The sequence below is a fragment of the Nitrospiraceae bacterium genome, from assembly GCA_020632595.1.
GTDB lineage: Bacteria > Nitrospirota > Nitrospiria > Nitrospirales > UBA8639 > Nitrospira_E.
The window spans coordinates 24,525-39,303 of sequence record JACKFF010000002.1 but is presented as its reverse complement, the minus strand read 5'-3'; the positions used below and the strand labels follow the sequence as shown (position 1 = coordinate 39,303).

10 protein-coding genes are annotated in these 14,779 nt (G+C 48.8%); 7 read left to right on the top strand and 3 right to left on the bottom strand.

From position 1 onward, the window contains the following. Window positions 1-116: 116 nt before the first annotated feature. From H6750_05370 to rpoD, 3 genes are all read right to left on the bottom strand, one after another. Window positions 117-1,535 carry a heavy metal sensor histidine kinase gene (locus H6750_05370; GenBank protein MCB9773739.1) on the bottom strand — a complete coding sequence of 473 codons (1,419 nt, stop codon included), beginning with the start codon at window positions 1,533-1,535 and terminating at the stop codon, window positions 117-119. Continuing rightward, the gene (locus H6750_05365) at window positions 1,532-2,206 is read right to left on the bottom strand and encodes a response regulator transcription factor (GenBank protein MCB9773738.1); all 675 of its coding nucleotides are present in this window, start codon (window positions 2,204-2,206) and stop codon (window positions 1,532-1,534) included. Before H6750_05365 ends, H6750_05370 begins: the two co-directional genes overlap by 4 nt. Before the next feature lie 137 nt (window positions 2,207-2,343). Next, a complete protein-coding gene (gene rpoD / locus H6750_05360; protein ID MCB9773737.1) occupies window positions 2,344-4,167 on the bottom strand; it encodes an RNA polymerase sigma factor RpoD in 1,824 nt (607 codons plus the stop codon). 619 nt (window positions 4,168-4,786) lie between these two features. On the opposite strand from rpoD, the gene H6750_05355 reads away from it, so the two are divergent. The 7 genes from H6750_05355 to H6750_05325 all read left to right on the top strand — a co-directional run bounded on the left by H6750_05355 (window position 4,787) and on the right by H6750_05325 (window position 14,666). Next, window positions 4,787-6,469 (top strand): EAL domain-containing protein, encoded by a 1,683-nt coding sequence (locus H6750_05355; GenBank protein MCB9773736.1) that lies wholly within the window; start codon window positions 4,787-4,789, stop codon window positions 6,467-6,469. Between the two features lie 378 nt (window positions 6,470-6,847). Next, on the top strand, window positions 6,848-7,051 hold the full coding sequence (locus H6750_05350; protein MCB9773735.1) for a hypothetical protein: 204 nt from the start codon (window positions 6,848-6,850) through the stop codon (window positions 7,049-7,051). A 238-nt stretch (window positions 7,052-7,289) separates the two neighbouring features. Continuing rightward, entirely contained in the window at window positions 7,290-9,239 is a 1,950-nt protein-coding gene (locus H6750_05345) for a response regulator (GenBank protein MCB9773734.1), read from the top strand. A gap of 547 nt (window positions 9,240-9,786) precedes the next feature. Further along, window positions 9,787-11,172 carry a dihydrolipoyl dehydrogenase gene (locus H6750_05340; GenBank protein ID MCB9773733.1) on the top strand — a complete coding sequence of 462 codons (1,386 nt, stop codon included), beginning with the start codon at window positions 9,787-9,789 and terminating at the stop codon, window positions 11,170-11,172. Between the two features lie 279 nt (window positions 11,173-11,451). Then, window positions 11,452-12,189 (top strand): TVP38/TMEM64 family protein, encoded by a 738-nt coding sequence (locus H6750_05335; protein MCB9773732.1) that lies wholly within the window; start codon window positions 11,452-11,454, stop codon window positions 12,187-12,189. A gap of 34 nt (window positions 12,190-12,223) precedes the next feature. Next, entirely contained in the window at window positions 12,224-13,774 is a 1,551-nt protein-coding gene (locus H6750_05330; protein MCB9773731.1) for a mercuric reductase, read from the top strand. A 184-nt stretch (window positions 13,775-13,958) separates the two neighbouring features. Beyond that, a complete protein-coding gene (locus tag H6750_05325) occupies window positions 13,959-14,666 on the top strand; it encodes a DUF3047 domain-containing protein (GenBank protein MCB9773730.1) in 708 nt (235 codons plus the stop codon). Window positions 14,667-14,779: the final 113 nt, after the last annotated feature.

Here is a 14,779-nt window from a genome sequence, read left to right as displayed (position 1 = left end):
GTCAAGAGTCGCCTGTCTTAAAATTTGCTCAATGTAGGGTAGGTATACCATCCAGAGATGAAGGGGAAATTAGGGGAAAATTAAAACTTTTTAATAGAGCGAGAAGTGTTTGTGTCTTACACTTTCGCTGCGGTGGGAGCCAAAGGAAGGAAAACCGTAAAACAGGAACCACCATGAACAACACTTTGAACCTCAATGGTCCCATGATGAACTTCCACAATCCATTTACAAATCGCCAAACCCAATCCTGTCCCTTTTGCCGCATGAGCACGCGCTTCGTCCGTCCGGTAGAACCGATCAAAAATTCTGCCATGATCCTCAGGGGCAAGGCCAATACCGTGGTCTTTAACCACCAGCTTCCCCTTGTTTCCGGCAACAACCAAAGAGAGTTCAACCGTTTGTCCTTCTTGAGAATATTTCACCGCATTATCGACCAGATTTAACAGTAATTCCCGCAAACGCAGGTCGTCTCCCTGGACAACGACGGGCTCAATGGCTTCGAGCACTGTGTGAATATTTCGCTCTTGGCCCAATACCAGGGCCTGTTGCTGGATTTCTCGCACTAAATCGTCCAACTGAACTGGAAACATCTTGAGCTTAATTTCTCCAAGATCGGCTCGTGATAAAAACAAGAGCTCATCCACAATCCGGCTCATGCGGTCGATCTCCTCCAAATTACTCTCGAGCACCGCCCGATAATCTTCTGCTTGCCGCGGCCGCCGTAATGCCAGCTCAGTCTCCCCTTTTGTAATGGTTAAAGGCGTCCGAAGTTCATGGGACGCATCCGCACTAAACTGCCGGATTTGCCGAAACGACACTTCCAAACGTCCAATCATGTCATTGAATGTCGAGGCTAATTGCCCAATTTCATCGTTGGAATGTGGAGTTTGAATTCGTTGGGTCCAATCCCCGGCCGCGATACGTTGGGCCGCTTGCGTAATAGCATGAACCGGACGCAACGCCCGTCCTGCCAAAAACCACCCTCCGACCAAAGACACAAGCAAGGCCAAAGGAGAGGCGATATAGAGACCGGCTAAAAGCCGATGCAGCATTCGTTCCGTAGGGTAAAGGGATGTCCCCACGCGTAAAATATTCACTAATTGATCATCTTGACGAATAGGAACCGACAGCAATCGGAGTGGAACCCCTTTTTCAAATTGGACGGATTCAAACGTTGATTTTCCATCAAGAGAAGCACGGAACGATGTCTGACTCAATGGAATCTCTCGGCTTTGAATATTAGCCGACTGAATCGTCACTTGCCCCGCTGGCCCAAAAATTTGAAAAAACTTATCCAAAAGCGCAATCTCTGGAAAGTCCTGAGATAAATCTTCAAAAATCAAGAACGGACCAAACCGATGTTCTCCCAACGTTCGAATCGCCACAGCGGCAGCCTCATCCAACGAGGCATCCACCTGTTCCCGAAGTGCCCGGGACATCACCAAATATAAGGCCACGGCAAAAAGAACCAGAATGAGAGCTAATGCAGATCCATACCACAAAGTTAATCGAACTCGAATCGAGGTCGTTTTCACCCGTCCGACCTCATCATATATCCGCTCCCCCTAACAGTTTGGATTAAACTTCGTTCTCTTCCTTTATCGATTTTGTTTCGCAAGTAGCTAATATAGACATCAATCACATTCGTAAAGGTATCGAAATCCAAGTCCCACACATGTTCCGTAATCATGGATCGGGTTAATACCCGACCCGCATTTCGCATTAAATACTCTAACAGCGCATATTCTTTAGTTGTGAACTCAAGACGTTGGCCGGCACGAGTCACCTCCCGAGTAACAGGATTTAATATCACATCATCCACCTGAAGAATTCCGGTTGGTGCCCCTCCAGCTCGACGAAGGAGAGCTCGAGCTCTGGCGAGCAATTCTTCGATCGCGAAGGGTTTCGTCAAATAATCGTCAGCCCCCGCATCGAGACCCTTAACCCGTTGGTCCACTTCTGAACGTGCCGTTAAAATAAGTACCGGAGCTTTGACACCTGCAGCCCGAGCACGTTTCAGCACTTCTAATCCAGGTAATCCAGGCAACATTAAATCCAAAACAATTAAGTCATAATTTACAGCTTGAGCCCAATCCAACCCTCCTGGCCCATCTGCGCATACATCGACCGCATAACTTTCTTCCTCCAGCGCTCGCCGGATAAAGGAAGCCACCTTAGGTTCATCTTCCACGACTAGAATTCGCATCTTAGGAAAAGCATACCATCTACACACCCGGACCGAGAAGGGGAAGACAAATTGAGGAATAGAGAATAAAGGATATGGCAAAAAAAAGGCCCCGTCATCTACATGACGGGGCCTTATCCATTCACAATAAACTTAGATTAGAGATGGTCCACCAGACTCCGAAGTTTGTGACTGCAACTCGGGTGACGAAGTTTTTTTAAGGCTTTCGCCTCGATCTGGCGAATCCGCTCACGAGTCACGTCAAAGTCCTGGCCAATTTCCTCTAATGTATGGTCGGTACTGTCACCAATCCCAAACCGCTTGCGGATCACGGTCTCTTCGCGAGGAGTCAGCACACCCAAGGCATTTGCAATCTGACGCTGCAGATCGTAGCGGTTTGCGGCATCCATAGGAGAGACTGCATTTTTGTCTTCAATCAAGTCCCCTAATTGGCTATCCTCTTTTTCGCCAATCGGCGTTTCAAGAGAAATGGTTCCCTTGGAAATATCCAACATCATGCGGACCTTCTCAGGAGTTAAGCCCATACGTTCGGCAATTTCCTCTGGGGTAGGTTCACGGCCTAGTTGTTGCACCAACTGCCTTGCCGTCCGTGCTAATTTAGTGTTGGCCTCAATCATATGTACCGGGATACGAATGGTGCGGGCCTGATCGGCGATGGCACGTGTGACACCCTGCCGAATCCACCACGTTGCATAGGTGCTAAATTTATAGCCACGCTGATACTCAAACTTATCGACAGCCCGCATTAATCCAATATTGCCTTCTTGGATTAAATCGATAAACTGCAGCCCTCGATTCGTATATTTTCGTGCAATACTGACAACCAATCGCAAATTAGCCTCGATTAATTGGGCCTTCCCTCTCTTCACCTTTTCCTCAGCGGTCTCCAAGATAGTCAAAGCAGCCATAAATTCTTCCATCGGCATCCCCAGCACTTCATTCTGAAGACGCAAGAGGGTAGCTTTTCCCGCTTCAACTTCTTGTTTTAATTTCTCAATTTCTTCCGGAGTCAATTGTTGTCTGCGCCTCAGGGAACTCCCCTTTGTGGTGGCACGTGGTTTTTTCCCAATCACCTGAATACCATCCTGCCCAGCGAGCCCAAGCCTTTTCGTATGACGGGCAGTCATCATTTCGACTGATCGAATTTCCTGACCAATGTCTTTCACACGCCTTAACATTTGGTCTTTAACCCGCTGATGCAGATTAAGGGCTTCGATTTGATCCACAAATTGATCGGCCAGGCCAATCCGGCGTTTCTCAAGTTGTGTCCTTGTATTTTTCGTCGTTTGCCCGTCCCGATTTTGGGTGTAAAGAGAGAGTAACCCACGCCCAAGCTTTCGAACCGTTGCCAGGCTCTCCAGCGTTCGGGCTCGGAGCTCCTCATCCTCCTGTTCACTGGCCATAGTCTCTTCTTCGACTTCTTCCTCCTCCAGGGTCTCCTGAAGGAGCACGATATCTCGAACACGGATCTCCTCAAGCTTTAATTGGTCGTGGAGTGATTCCAGGTAATGGATATTTAGCGGCATGCCATAGACGGCACAGGCCAACTCCCGCTTGCCTTCTTCAATGTGTTTCGCAAGTTCAATTTCGCCTTCCCGGGTGAGCAATGGGACCCGTCCCATTTCTTTTAAATATAATCTGACGGGATCATCGATACGGGTAGGTTCACCTGGGGTCAAATCAATATCCAGGGAGGAATCCGTTTCCTCATCGGAATCATCTGAGTCCTCCTGCCCCGCGTTCTTTTTCAACGCTGCCAACTGCGAGGCCGTCCGCTTTGAAGGATCAATGACTTGAAGATTGACTTCGTGCAACTCACTTAAAATCGTATGTAATTGATCAGAGGTAATCTGATCGGCAGGAAGAATGTGCGTTAGGTCTTTTATGGTGACATGCCCTTTGGGCTTGCCAATCTCGATTAATCGCTGAATCACCTCCGGCAATGACGCTGTCTTCCCCATTAACATAGCTCCTTCAAGATTAATAGCTAAACCAAATCATACCACTTTTAAAACTGGACCAAAGCGTGTTCCTAGCAATAAATAGGAGGAACCTGTCCCTCTTCTCTCGTCCTTTTTCTTAATGGACCAAATTAGAATGCAGAATGGTGTGCTATCTTTTATAAAGATTTAGAGAAAAATCGCTCCTCAGCCTATAGACTAAGTACGTGATATCCTCTTTGAGGCGAAACCAGGAAAAAGACCTATTGTTAAAAAAAAACGAAGGTAAAAATACAAGGCGCAATTTGATAACACTATATAAAATTTTGGCCTGTAAAGTAAAGCTAAATTTTCCAAGTAAATAGTAATTTAACCTAAATCATAGCACCTATCATCTTATCTAAAAAATTTATCGAATCTTGCGGCCCTCACATCATAGACAACAGATTGTTTTTATTGGATTTTCTAACAGATACGATCAGGCAAGCGATTGATGGGGCTACCTTACGAAATGGGCAAAATATCCAGAAACTATCAAGAATATACGGTTATGTCCGACAAGATAAATTAGGACCCTCTTTTCGAATCTACAAAGTCTCTGGACACAGTAACGAGCTGAAATGAGGAGAACGCCGCAATTATGATTTCACTTTTGTTGGTTGAAGATAATCCCAAGGAAGCGTCGGTTATTAAAAATATGCTGAAAGAAGGACTCCAAAACCAATTTACCTTGACGCATAGTCGTTCTCTCGGCAACGCGCTCGACCTCATTCAACAAAATCAGTTTCAAGCCATTATTCTGGATTCCCATCTTTCCGATGGCAAATCATTTGAATCCATTCCTCAATTCCTTCAGTTTTGCCCTGATGCCCCGATTCTGATTTTAAGCAGCGTGGAGGAAGAAGACCAGGCGATTCAAGCCGTGAAAAGCGGAGCCCAGGATTATTTAATCAAAGGCCAGACCAGCAGCTCGACTCTCTGCCGGGCCGTTCGCTATGCCATGGAACGCCAGAGAGCCACCCAACGCATTACCCAGTTGGCTCATTACGACCATCTGACAGGACTCGCAAATCGAGGTCTTTTTTATGAACGACTAAATTGTGCGGTGGCCCGCTGCCATCGGAACGACACGGCGATCGCTCTGATGTTTTTAGATTTGGACCATTTTAAAGATATCAATGACACCCTCGGCCATGATTGTGGGGACTCACTACTCAAAACCGTGGCCGCACGGATCAAAAAATGTATCAGAGAAATTGACACAGGTGTCCGATTAGGAGGAGATGAATTTGCCGTTCTTCTGGAACAAATTGTGTCGATTGAAGATGTGGCCTCTATTGCACAACGTATTCTTCAACTACTGGCACAACCCGTCATCATCAAGCAGCACCAACTGCATGTGACCGGAAGCCTCGGAATCACCATCTATCCTTGGGATAGCGCCAATCCCCAGGAACTTTTATCTCATGCCGATGCCGCGATGTATCGAGCCAAAGCTCAGGGAGGCAATACCCATCAATTTTACACGGCCGGCATGAAAACAGCTGGCCTCGATCGCTCCACGCTTGAGATGGAACTCAGTCGAGCTTTGTCCAAAGAAGAATTTCTCCTCCACTATCAACCGCAAATGAATCTGTGCACCAAGCAAGTCATTGGCATGGAAGCTTTATTGCGCTGGCATCACCCCTACCAAGGCCTCATTGGGCCGAATCATTTCATTCCTCAAGCCGAAGAAAATGGCATGATCATTCCCATAGGTGAGTGGGTTTTACGTACAGCCAGCAAACAAGCCAAATACTGGGAAAAGCAGGGATTTCCGGCTCCTCATGTCGCCGTAAATCTCTCAGCCAGACAAATTCATCAGGGGAATCTCCCTGCACTCATGCAAGATATCCTCAAGCATTCACATCTAGATCCGGAACATCTCAAACTGGAACTGACCGAGACGTTTCTGATTCATGAAACAGAAGAAACTATCCAGACGCTCCGTGAACTCAAGGCCATGGGCATACACCTGTACATTGATGATTTTGGAGCAGGTTATGCCTCGCTTCGATATCTGAAATCATTTCCCATAGACGGCATCAAACTCGACCAAAGTCTCATTCAAAATCTCCCACACAGCACTAACGACGCCGCTATCGTCATGGCCGTCATTTCTCTAGCCAAAGCCATTGGGCTACAAGTCATTGCCGAAGGAGTGGAATCACAGGAACAGGTCGATTTCCTGGAAGAATATGGATGCGATGCGATGCAAGGGTATTGGATTGCACCGCCACTCCCCGCCAATGAAAGCACCCAGCACATGGTGCACATGGCATAAGGACAGGCGGCCCACACCTTCCTCTCTCTAGGCTTACGCTTCGGGCATCCCTTCTCTAATTTTCTGTCCTCCATCTTCACTCTGAATTTCCCAATCAGTTGTTGTCTATCAATCAATTTAGTACCCGGCATTCCCATTCATCCCTATTCTCCCATCACCCACTTTTCATGAGGTTTTTGCGGAATAGATTCTTCTCTCAGAAATCAGATAACGTTATCTTGAATGCAGATCATTCAAGTTTCTTGTTTTCATAAAGATTTTCCTACCAGCCCTGATTGAGGGCCGATGTAACAAGGGAAACTTGGCCCTCTAATGCTCAAGATACCCCCCCGGCGTCGGAACGGAACGCTCTATATTTTATGACCGCGGCGACTCTTAATGGGATGTATTACTCAGACCACCAGGACGGCATATTTTCGAATATTGGAGCGATTGCAGGGCCGCAAAATTTTGGAGCCGGGAAAGGTCCCGGCCTCACCGTTGGAAAATTTTGCCGAACGTACTGGAAGGACGTATTCCCTGCAAGTGATTATGGTCACCATGCCACTCCACTCATCTGACCAATGGGAGTTTAAAGCCTAGAATTTGGAAGAGGCCACCAGTTATATTGTGACACTCTTGAAAACATTGACCCGTTAAAAGCCATGGTACAGTTAAATATTCCGGTTTACATTTGACGTCTATGCTTAACTGGTCAGAGAACACCAACTGATTACTTCTGCGGGGACAGGGAGGACCGTGATATTGATTGACGAGTGCATTTTTGTATTTCCTCTCAATATCAGTTGATTCACTTTCATTCATGGGATTGTTGTCAACCATGTCAAGCCTTGATGAAAAACCGCGACTCACCACTCTCCGAATTCTTATCGTTGGTGATAACCCAAGTGACCGATCCACCTATATTCGATGGATCCGGCGCACAGCCTCATTTCGGCTCGACATTCAGGAAATGGAAACGGGAACCCAGGCATGGGAATCCTGCAGAGTTTCCCCTCCTCACTGCCTGCTGGTGGATGACCAATTGCCGGATATGACCGGATTCGAATGGCTCGCGAAAATACGAGGAACCTATGCACCGTCACATACTCCCATCATTTTTTTCACCGGATATGGTAATGAGGAAATTGCAGCTCGAGCCATTCGAATGGGGGCTCAAGAGTATTTCAACAAAAACACCCTCACGGAAAATTTTCTCTGGCATCATATAGAACAAGCAATCGAGCAGGTTATCACCATACCTCGCATACGCTCTCTTGAACGTCAGGCCCACATCATTTTGCAATCATCCAGCGATGGAATCCTTGTCGTCGGACATGACGGACTGATCCGTTATTCTAATCCTGCCGCAGAGCAGCTCTTCCAAAAGACATCCGAACAACTCACTGGTTTCCCCTTTGGTTTCGCTGTTTCTGCAAACCAGACGACGGAAATCGACATCATGCCCGAATCCGGACAGCCTACTCCAGTAGAAATGCGAGTTGTCCCTATTGAATGGGATGAAGAACCCGCCTATTTGGCCTCTCTCAGAGATGTGACAGAACAGCGAAGGGCCGAAGACGAACGACGCCGTCATGAAATCGAACGTCAATATTCACAAAAGCTGGAAAGCCTGGGAGTCCTCGCCGGAGGAATCGCTCATGATTTCAACAATCTCCTGATGACTATTGTAGCCCGCTCCGGCCTCGCCCTTCGGGCTCTTCCGCCTGACGCCCCGGCTCGAGAACACCTGGACTTCATTGAAAAAGCCGGTCTTCGCGGTGGAGAATTGGCCAATCAAATGTTGGCGTTTGCCGGACAGACACGCTTAAACTTTCAAGTCATCAATCTTCCAAAACTCATCGAGAACATGACCCCTTTTCTCCGGGCAACTCTTTCAAAACGATTGACGTTCGAATACGATCTTGCCCCCTCCCTTCCCCCCATTCGAGCCGACCAAGCTCAATTGCGGCAAATCATCTTGAATATTGTGATTAACGCATCCGAAGCCTATGGAGAAGGAGATGGGGTCATCACCATCCGTGCATTCGAATGGGAGCCTACAAGAGAGAATTTTCAGAGTTGGTATGTGATTGGAGAGCTGCCGGATAACCGAAGTGTTGCATTGACTATTCAGGACACTGGGTGCGGAATGACCTCGGACACAATCCCAAAAATTTTCGACCCGTTTTTTTCAACCAAACTTCCTGGGCGAGGGCTTGGACTCGCAGCGCTTCTTGGACTCGCTCAGGCTCATGCCGCCACCATTGCCGTCCGAAGTCAACCAGATGTCGGGACAGAATTTACGTTACTCTTTCCCGCCACCACGCCCTCCCCCTCAACCAAGAAAGGGCCGGTCATCACCATACCCACTCAGCATGCCTCCCTGCCAAAAAAACCCATGGTGTTGGTGGTTGATGACGAAGAAGACGTGCGGGTGGCATGTTCGATGATCTTCGAAGAAATGGGATTGCAAACCTTGGTCGCCTCGGATGGACAAATCGGCATTCAGGTCTTCGAGCAGCATCAACACGAAATTATGGTCGTGCTCTTAGATCTCACCATGCCCAAGATGGACGGCCAACAATTCGTCGAACATATTCAAAGACTTAATGCCACGATTCCGGTGATCCTGTCGAGTGGATATTCGGAAGAGGAAGCAATGAAAAGATTTGACAACCCGAACATGGCAGCGTTCATTCAAAAACCCTATCAAGTGGAAACACTCATCGCAAAAGTGGAAGAGATCAGACAGAAACTAATGACATCCTCCAACAAACCTGGTCTGTAGGAAATGCCACCTCCATGCTCCGCCATCTTCCAACAGGCATGAATGCGGAAAACGACTGCCTCCGCTTAGGCGGCGTCCAAACATCGGGTACTGTTCCGGATTTTTCCGATACAAGGCAGAATTGATAATTGTCGTATTCTGAGAATCCACCTCTCCTGCCTGTCGAAATTGTCGAGCCTCTTCCTCATGTTGATCCGTCCTGTGCAGCGCTCATGGGGCAGTAAAATGCCGTCCCCCAAATATCCGGATCAATCTATAAGGATTAGTCAATCGACTCAACAGCTTCCATCTCATATCCAGACCGATTGGAATCAATACCTGACGAAGTCAAATGAATGCCATGGACCTGTTCGAATTTGCAGGAAAGCCAGAGGCACGGATGTCGCGACACAGACACTTCATAACCCCAATCAACCCCGAAGGACACGGAGCGCAGACCGCCTCCGACAACTGCCTTTCTTCCCGAAAACTGTTCATGCTACATATTCCTACTCGGAATGTGACCATACGGATTTTCTCAATTCATCCATAAGTGCAAGGCATCCACATGACCTATTCTCATGACCTCATCATTATTGGAGGGGGATCGGCAGGCTATGCGGCCGCTCGCACAGCCCAAGCGGAAGGAGCCGATGTCGGCATCGTCGATCAGGGTCCGTTAGGAGGTCTCTGCATCTTACGAGGATGCATGCCCACCAAAGCCATTCTCCGCTCCTCCGATCTCGCAGCGCTAATCCGTCGAGCTCCGGAATTCGGGCTTCACTCAACGAACCTTCAGGTGAACCTCGCAGCCATCATTGAGCGAAAAAACCGGTTAATCAAGGAATTTGCTAAAGATCGCATTCAAGCACTCCAGCACCCTCGATTTGCCCTCTACCAGGAACATGCACATTTTGTTTCGCCAACGACCATCCAAGCCGGCCCACACCGGCTATCCGCAAAGGCTTACATCATCGCCACCGGATCTGTGGTGTCATACATTCCCATTCCAGGATTGGAAGAAGCCGGATACCTTACCAGCGATGAGGCATTGGAACTGGAAACGCTTCCTGAATCGATGATTGTGCTGGGCGGCGGGCCGGTCGCATTGGAACTCGCCCAATTTTTTTCCCGTATCGGAGTCGTGGTAACCCTGATTCAACGAAGCGCCCACATTCTCTCGGGCTCGGATGAAGACCTTGTTCGGCCGGTTGAAGCACACCTTCAGGCCGAAGGCATGAAAATATATACCAACACTCAAATCCAATATGTCGATAGGTCAAAAGGCCAGAAAACGCTTCACTTCCTCCATCAAGGACAGAAGAAAGAGGTCACCGCCACCTCAATCCTCCAAGCCCTCGGCCGCCGCCCAAATATCGACGGACTTAACTTAGAAGCCGCTCAGGTAGCCCATCAAACGAATGCCATCTTAGTCAACAAGGACATGAGAACATCCCAACCACATATTTTTGCTATTGGAGATGTCAATGGCGGATATGAAATTGTCCATATTGCCATCGAAGAGGGGGAAATTGCCGGATGGAACGCCGTCCATCCCAATCTCCCTCCCAAACATTTTTCTGATCGCCTCAAAACTCAGGTCGTCTTTACCGATCCCCAGGTGGCCAGCGTGGGATTGTCCGAACGGGAATGTCTGGACCGTCAACTCCCGTATCTTGTTGCTTCCTATCCCTTTAACGATCATGGCAAGTCTCTCTGCCTGGGAGAAACGTATGGACACGTTAAAGTGCTCTGCCATCCTCAGTCCGGTGAGATTCTCGGTGGCCATATTGTCGGACCCGAAGCCTCTGAACTCATCCATGAACTGATTGCCATCATGTATTTTCGTGGCACAGTCCACGATCTTCTCCGCATACCCCATTACCATCCCACTCTCGCCGAAATTCTTACCTATCCTGCTGAGGAGCTTATTGGGAAGTTGCCGCGCATGTAAGATGGCATTGCACATTCAAGATCTTTCCCTGTGCCGGAGATTAATCGCACAGTCGTCAGATCAGAAGGAAACTGCCGCCTTTGCCTCTCGAAATTTCCTCGTAACAAATAGCACCAAATCAGGACTACAACTCAATATTGCCCAATACGCGAGGAGACAATCGGCCAGAGAATCAACAATCTCCATCCCTGACCAACTGGAATATTGGCGATACCCGGTATTCGTTGCCGAAACAATAACTGGAGAATTGACATGAAAACCCACATAATGGAGCCTCACATGTCCCATTCGTCTACCACCCCAGCCGACTCACCCAATCCATTGATTGGCAAGATACTCATCGGGTGTATTCTGATAGCGGGCATCGGTTCATTTTTCTATTTTGATCTTGGGCACTACCTCTCGCTCGAGTCATTAAAGGAAAATCGAGACACTTTATTAGCCTACACCGCTTCGCATTATGAAATCGCAGCGGCAGTATTTATTCTCGTCTATATTCTCCAAACAGCCTTCTCACTTCCCGGCGGCGCGATCCTCACGTTGACAGGGGGATTCTTATTTGGAAGCCTGATGGGGACTCTATTCGTCAATATCGGAGCCACCGCCGGAGCCACGCTCGCCTTTTTGGCCGCCCGCTATCTGTTGCACGATTGGGTGGAGCACAAATTTGGCGACCGGCTTGGAACCATCCAAGAAGGATTTGCCAACAATGCATTTAATTATCTCATGACGCTTCGACTTATTCCGGCCTTTCCATTTTTTCTTGTGAACCTGGTCTCGGGGCTCACTCGTGTCAATCTCGGCACCTATGTGCTGGCGACGTCCATTGGCATTATTCCCGGCAGTTTTGTTTTTGCCTTTGCGGGCCGCCAATTGGGCACAATCAATTCCTTGAGCGAAATTGCCAGCCCACCGGTCTTACTCGCCTTTACGCTCCTTGGCTTGTTAGCCCTCATGCCGGTGGCCTATCAGAAATGGAAGAAGACTCAAAGCGGAATCATCAATCCTAAATCGTAAATGACTGAACCCTTTCCTAAACTAGAGGCCTCAGATGGACACCCCACAATCACCAGCCCATAGCGGTTTAGTTCTTCCCCAGGACCACTACAACCACGAGTTGGTCAACAATGTGCATCCGCCCCAGTGGCGCAATCCTACGCCATCCGGACGATATAACCTCGTCATCATCGGAGCCGGCACTGCCGGGTTGGTCACCGCTGCAATTGCGTCAGCTCTCGGAGCCAAAGTCGCGTTAATTGAACGACACCTGATGGGCGGAGACTGCCTGAACGTAGGATGTGTGCCCTCCAAAGGCGTCATACGGGCCGCTAAAGCCTGGCATGCCGTCAGGGAAGCCGAGCAATTCGGTATACATATTTCCGGTGAGGTCAAGCAGGATTTCGGTGCAGCCATGGCCCGCATGCGAAAACTCAGGGCCCGGATCAGTCATGTCGACTCAGCTCATCGCTATGCCAAGCTTGGCGTGGATGTCTTTATCGGGAACGGGAGATTCACCAGCTCAAGCACCATCGATGTGGATGGAACGACACTGCAATTTGCCAAAGCGGTCATCTGCACAGGAGCCCGCGCCACCGCCCCATCGATTCCAGGTTTGGCAGACACCGAATATCTTACCAATGAAACCATTTTTTCTCTGACGGAGCTTCCACCGAGGTTGGGGGTCATCGGTGCAGGTCCCATTGGCTGTGAGTTGGCCCAATCATTTGCCCGATTCGGCAGCCAGGTATTTTTGGTCGATGCCATGCATGGGATTCTACACAAAGAAGACCGCGACGCCGCCGACATCGTGGAACAATCGATTGTACGGGACGGCGTGCAACTGCTTTGTTGCGGCAAGGACCTGAATATTCAGTCAGCCAATGGCGCCAAGCACCTTGTAGTTCATTCACATGGCACCCAGTATGACATCCCGGTTGACGCAATTCTGGTTGGGGTCGGCCGCAGTCCCAACATTGAGGGCTTGGAACTGGGGGCCGTTGGGGTCGAATTTGACAAAACCGGAGTCAAAGTCAACCACCGGCTTCAAACCAGCAACCCCAGGATTTTTGCGGCAGGAGATATTTGCTCCCCATTCAAGTTCACCCACACGGCTGATGCACAAGCACAGATTGTCATTCAGAACGCTTTGTTTCCTCATCCGTTCGGCTTCGGGTACGGCAGCACGGAACACCTAGTCATTCCCTGGGCGACCTATACCCAACCGGAAATTGCCCATGTCGGTCTATATGAACAGGATGCAAAGGATAGGAACATCCCGATCGACACCTTCACCTTTCCTCTCAATGAGGTCGATCGGGCTATTCTTGATGGAGAAGACCAAGGCTTTGCCAGAGTACATGTAAAAAAAGGGACCGATACAATAGTCGGAGCCACCATCGTAGCCGCCCATGCGGGCGATATCATTAGTGAATTCACGTTGGCCATGAAGGGAGGCCTGGGTCTCAACACCATCGCCGGCACCATTCACCCCTACCCGACCCAAGCAGAAGTCGTCAAAAAGTCGGCAAATGCCTGGCGAAAAACCACACTGACCGAAGGAAAAAAACATTTCCTCCGGAAACTTTTTGCATGGACACGGTAATGTCATGTCCCATCAATCACCCAAGGCTCGTATGTTGTGGCCCTTTGACCTGCTCAGGGCAAACGGAGTCGGTCAACACATGATTCAAACACCACTCAGGTTTAATCGGCAATCAGGCATGACACGTCTCACACCCCGACCCGCTTTCTCCTTTGTCCTCACACTCGTCTTCGGACTCTTGAACATGACCCATTCGAACCCGGTCATCTCCGCAAGCCCCGATCACCTCGTCGTCGGCAACTTCTCCATGGCTACTCCGGGAGAGCCATTTCCCCAAGGGTGGAAGCCGCTGACCTTTGACAACATCCCCGAACAAACCCTATATGATCTGGTCAAAGACGAACAGCAGGTCGTGATGAAGGCTATCAGTCGTCAATCATCCTCCGGCCTGACACGGGAGATCTCGATTGACCCCAAGGAATATCCCGTGATTTCATGGCGATGGAAAATCGAAAATATTCTTCAGAAAGGGGATGTCACGAAAAAATCAGGAGATGACTATCCGGCACGCCTCTACATTACCTTCCAGTATGACAGCAGTCGAGTCGGGTTTTTTGAAAAGGCAAAATTTGAAACCATCAAATTGCTTTATGGGCAATATCCCCCTATTGGAGCTGTCAATTATATTTGGGAAAGCAAAAGCCCCATTGGCACGATGGTTCCCAATCCTTATACCGATCGGGTCTACATGTTCGTCACGGAAAGCGGAAGTGCCAAATTGAATCAATGGGTAAGCGAGGAACGTAATATCTATGAAGATTATAAAAAAGCCTTCGGAGAAGATCCCCCAACCATCTCAGGAGTCGCCATTATGACCGACACGGATAACACCAAAGAGTCGGCGATCGCCTATTACGGGGATATTGTGTTTAAAAAAACGGCAAAGGAATAAGAGGAAAAGAGTGAAAAGAAGACGTCAGAAGGAAAAATTTCTTGACTCCATCAACAGGAGGGAATTGTTACACTTTACTTCTCACGCATCAATTGTCCCCTCCTCGCGCATGA

What these genes read in the sequence shown, in the direction of transcription:
- H6750_05345 (MCB9773734.1), top strand. Translation starts at nt 7,290, where the DNA reads ATGTCAAGCCTTGATGAAAAACCGCGACTCACCACTCTCCGAATTCTT.
- H6750_05335 (MCB9773732.1), top strand. Translation starts at nt 11,452, where the DNA reads ATGTCCCATTCGTCTACCACCCCAGCCGACTCACCCAATCCATTGATT.
- H6750_05355 (MCB9773736.1), top strand. Translation starts at nt 4,787, where the DNA reads ATGATTTCACTTTTGTTGGTTGAAGATAATCCCAAGGAAGCGTCGGTT.
- H6750_05340 (MCB9773733.1), top strand. Translation starts at nt 9,787, where the DNA reads ATGACCTATTCTCATGACCTCATCATTATTGGAGGGGGATCGGCAGGC.
- H6750_05330 (MCB9773731.1), top strand. Translation starts at nt 12,224, where the DNA reads ATGGACACCCCACAATCACCAGCCCATAGCGGTTTAGTTCTTCCCCAG.
- H6750_05325 (MCB9773730.1), top strand. Translation starts at nt 13,959, where the DNA reads ATGACCCATTCGAACCCGGTCATCTCCGCAAGCCCCGATCACCTCGTC.
- rpoD (MCB9773737.1), bottom strand. Translation starts at nt 4,167, where the DNA reads ATGGGGAAGACAGCGTCATTGCCGGAGGTGATTCAGCGATTAATCGAG.
- H6750_05365 (MCB9773738.1), bottom strand. Translation starts at nt 2,206, where the DNA reads ATGCGAATTCTAGTCGTGGAAGATGAACCTAAGGTGGCTTCCTTTATC.
- H6750_05350 (MCB9773735.1), top strand. Translation starts at nt 6,848, where the DNA reads ATGGGATGTATTACTCAGACCACCAGGACGGCATATTTTCGAATATTG.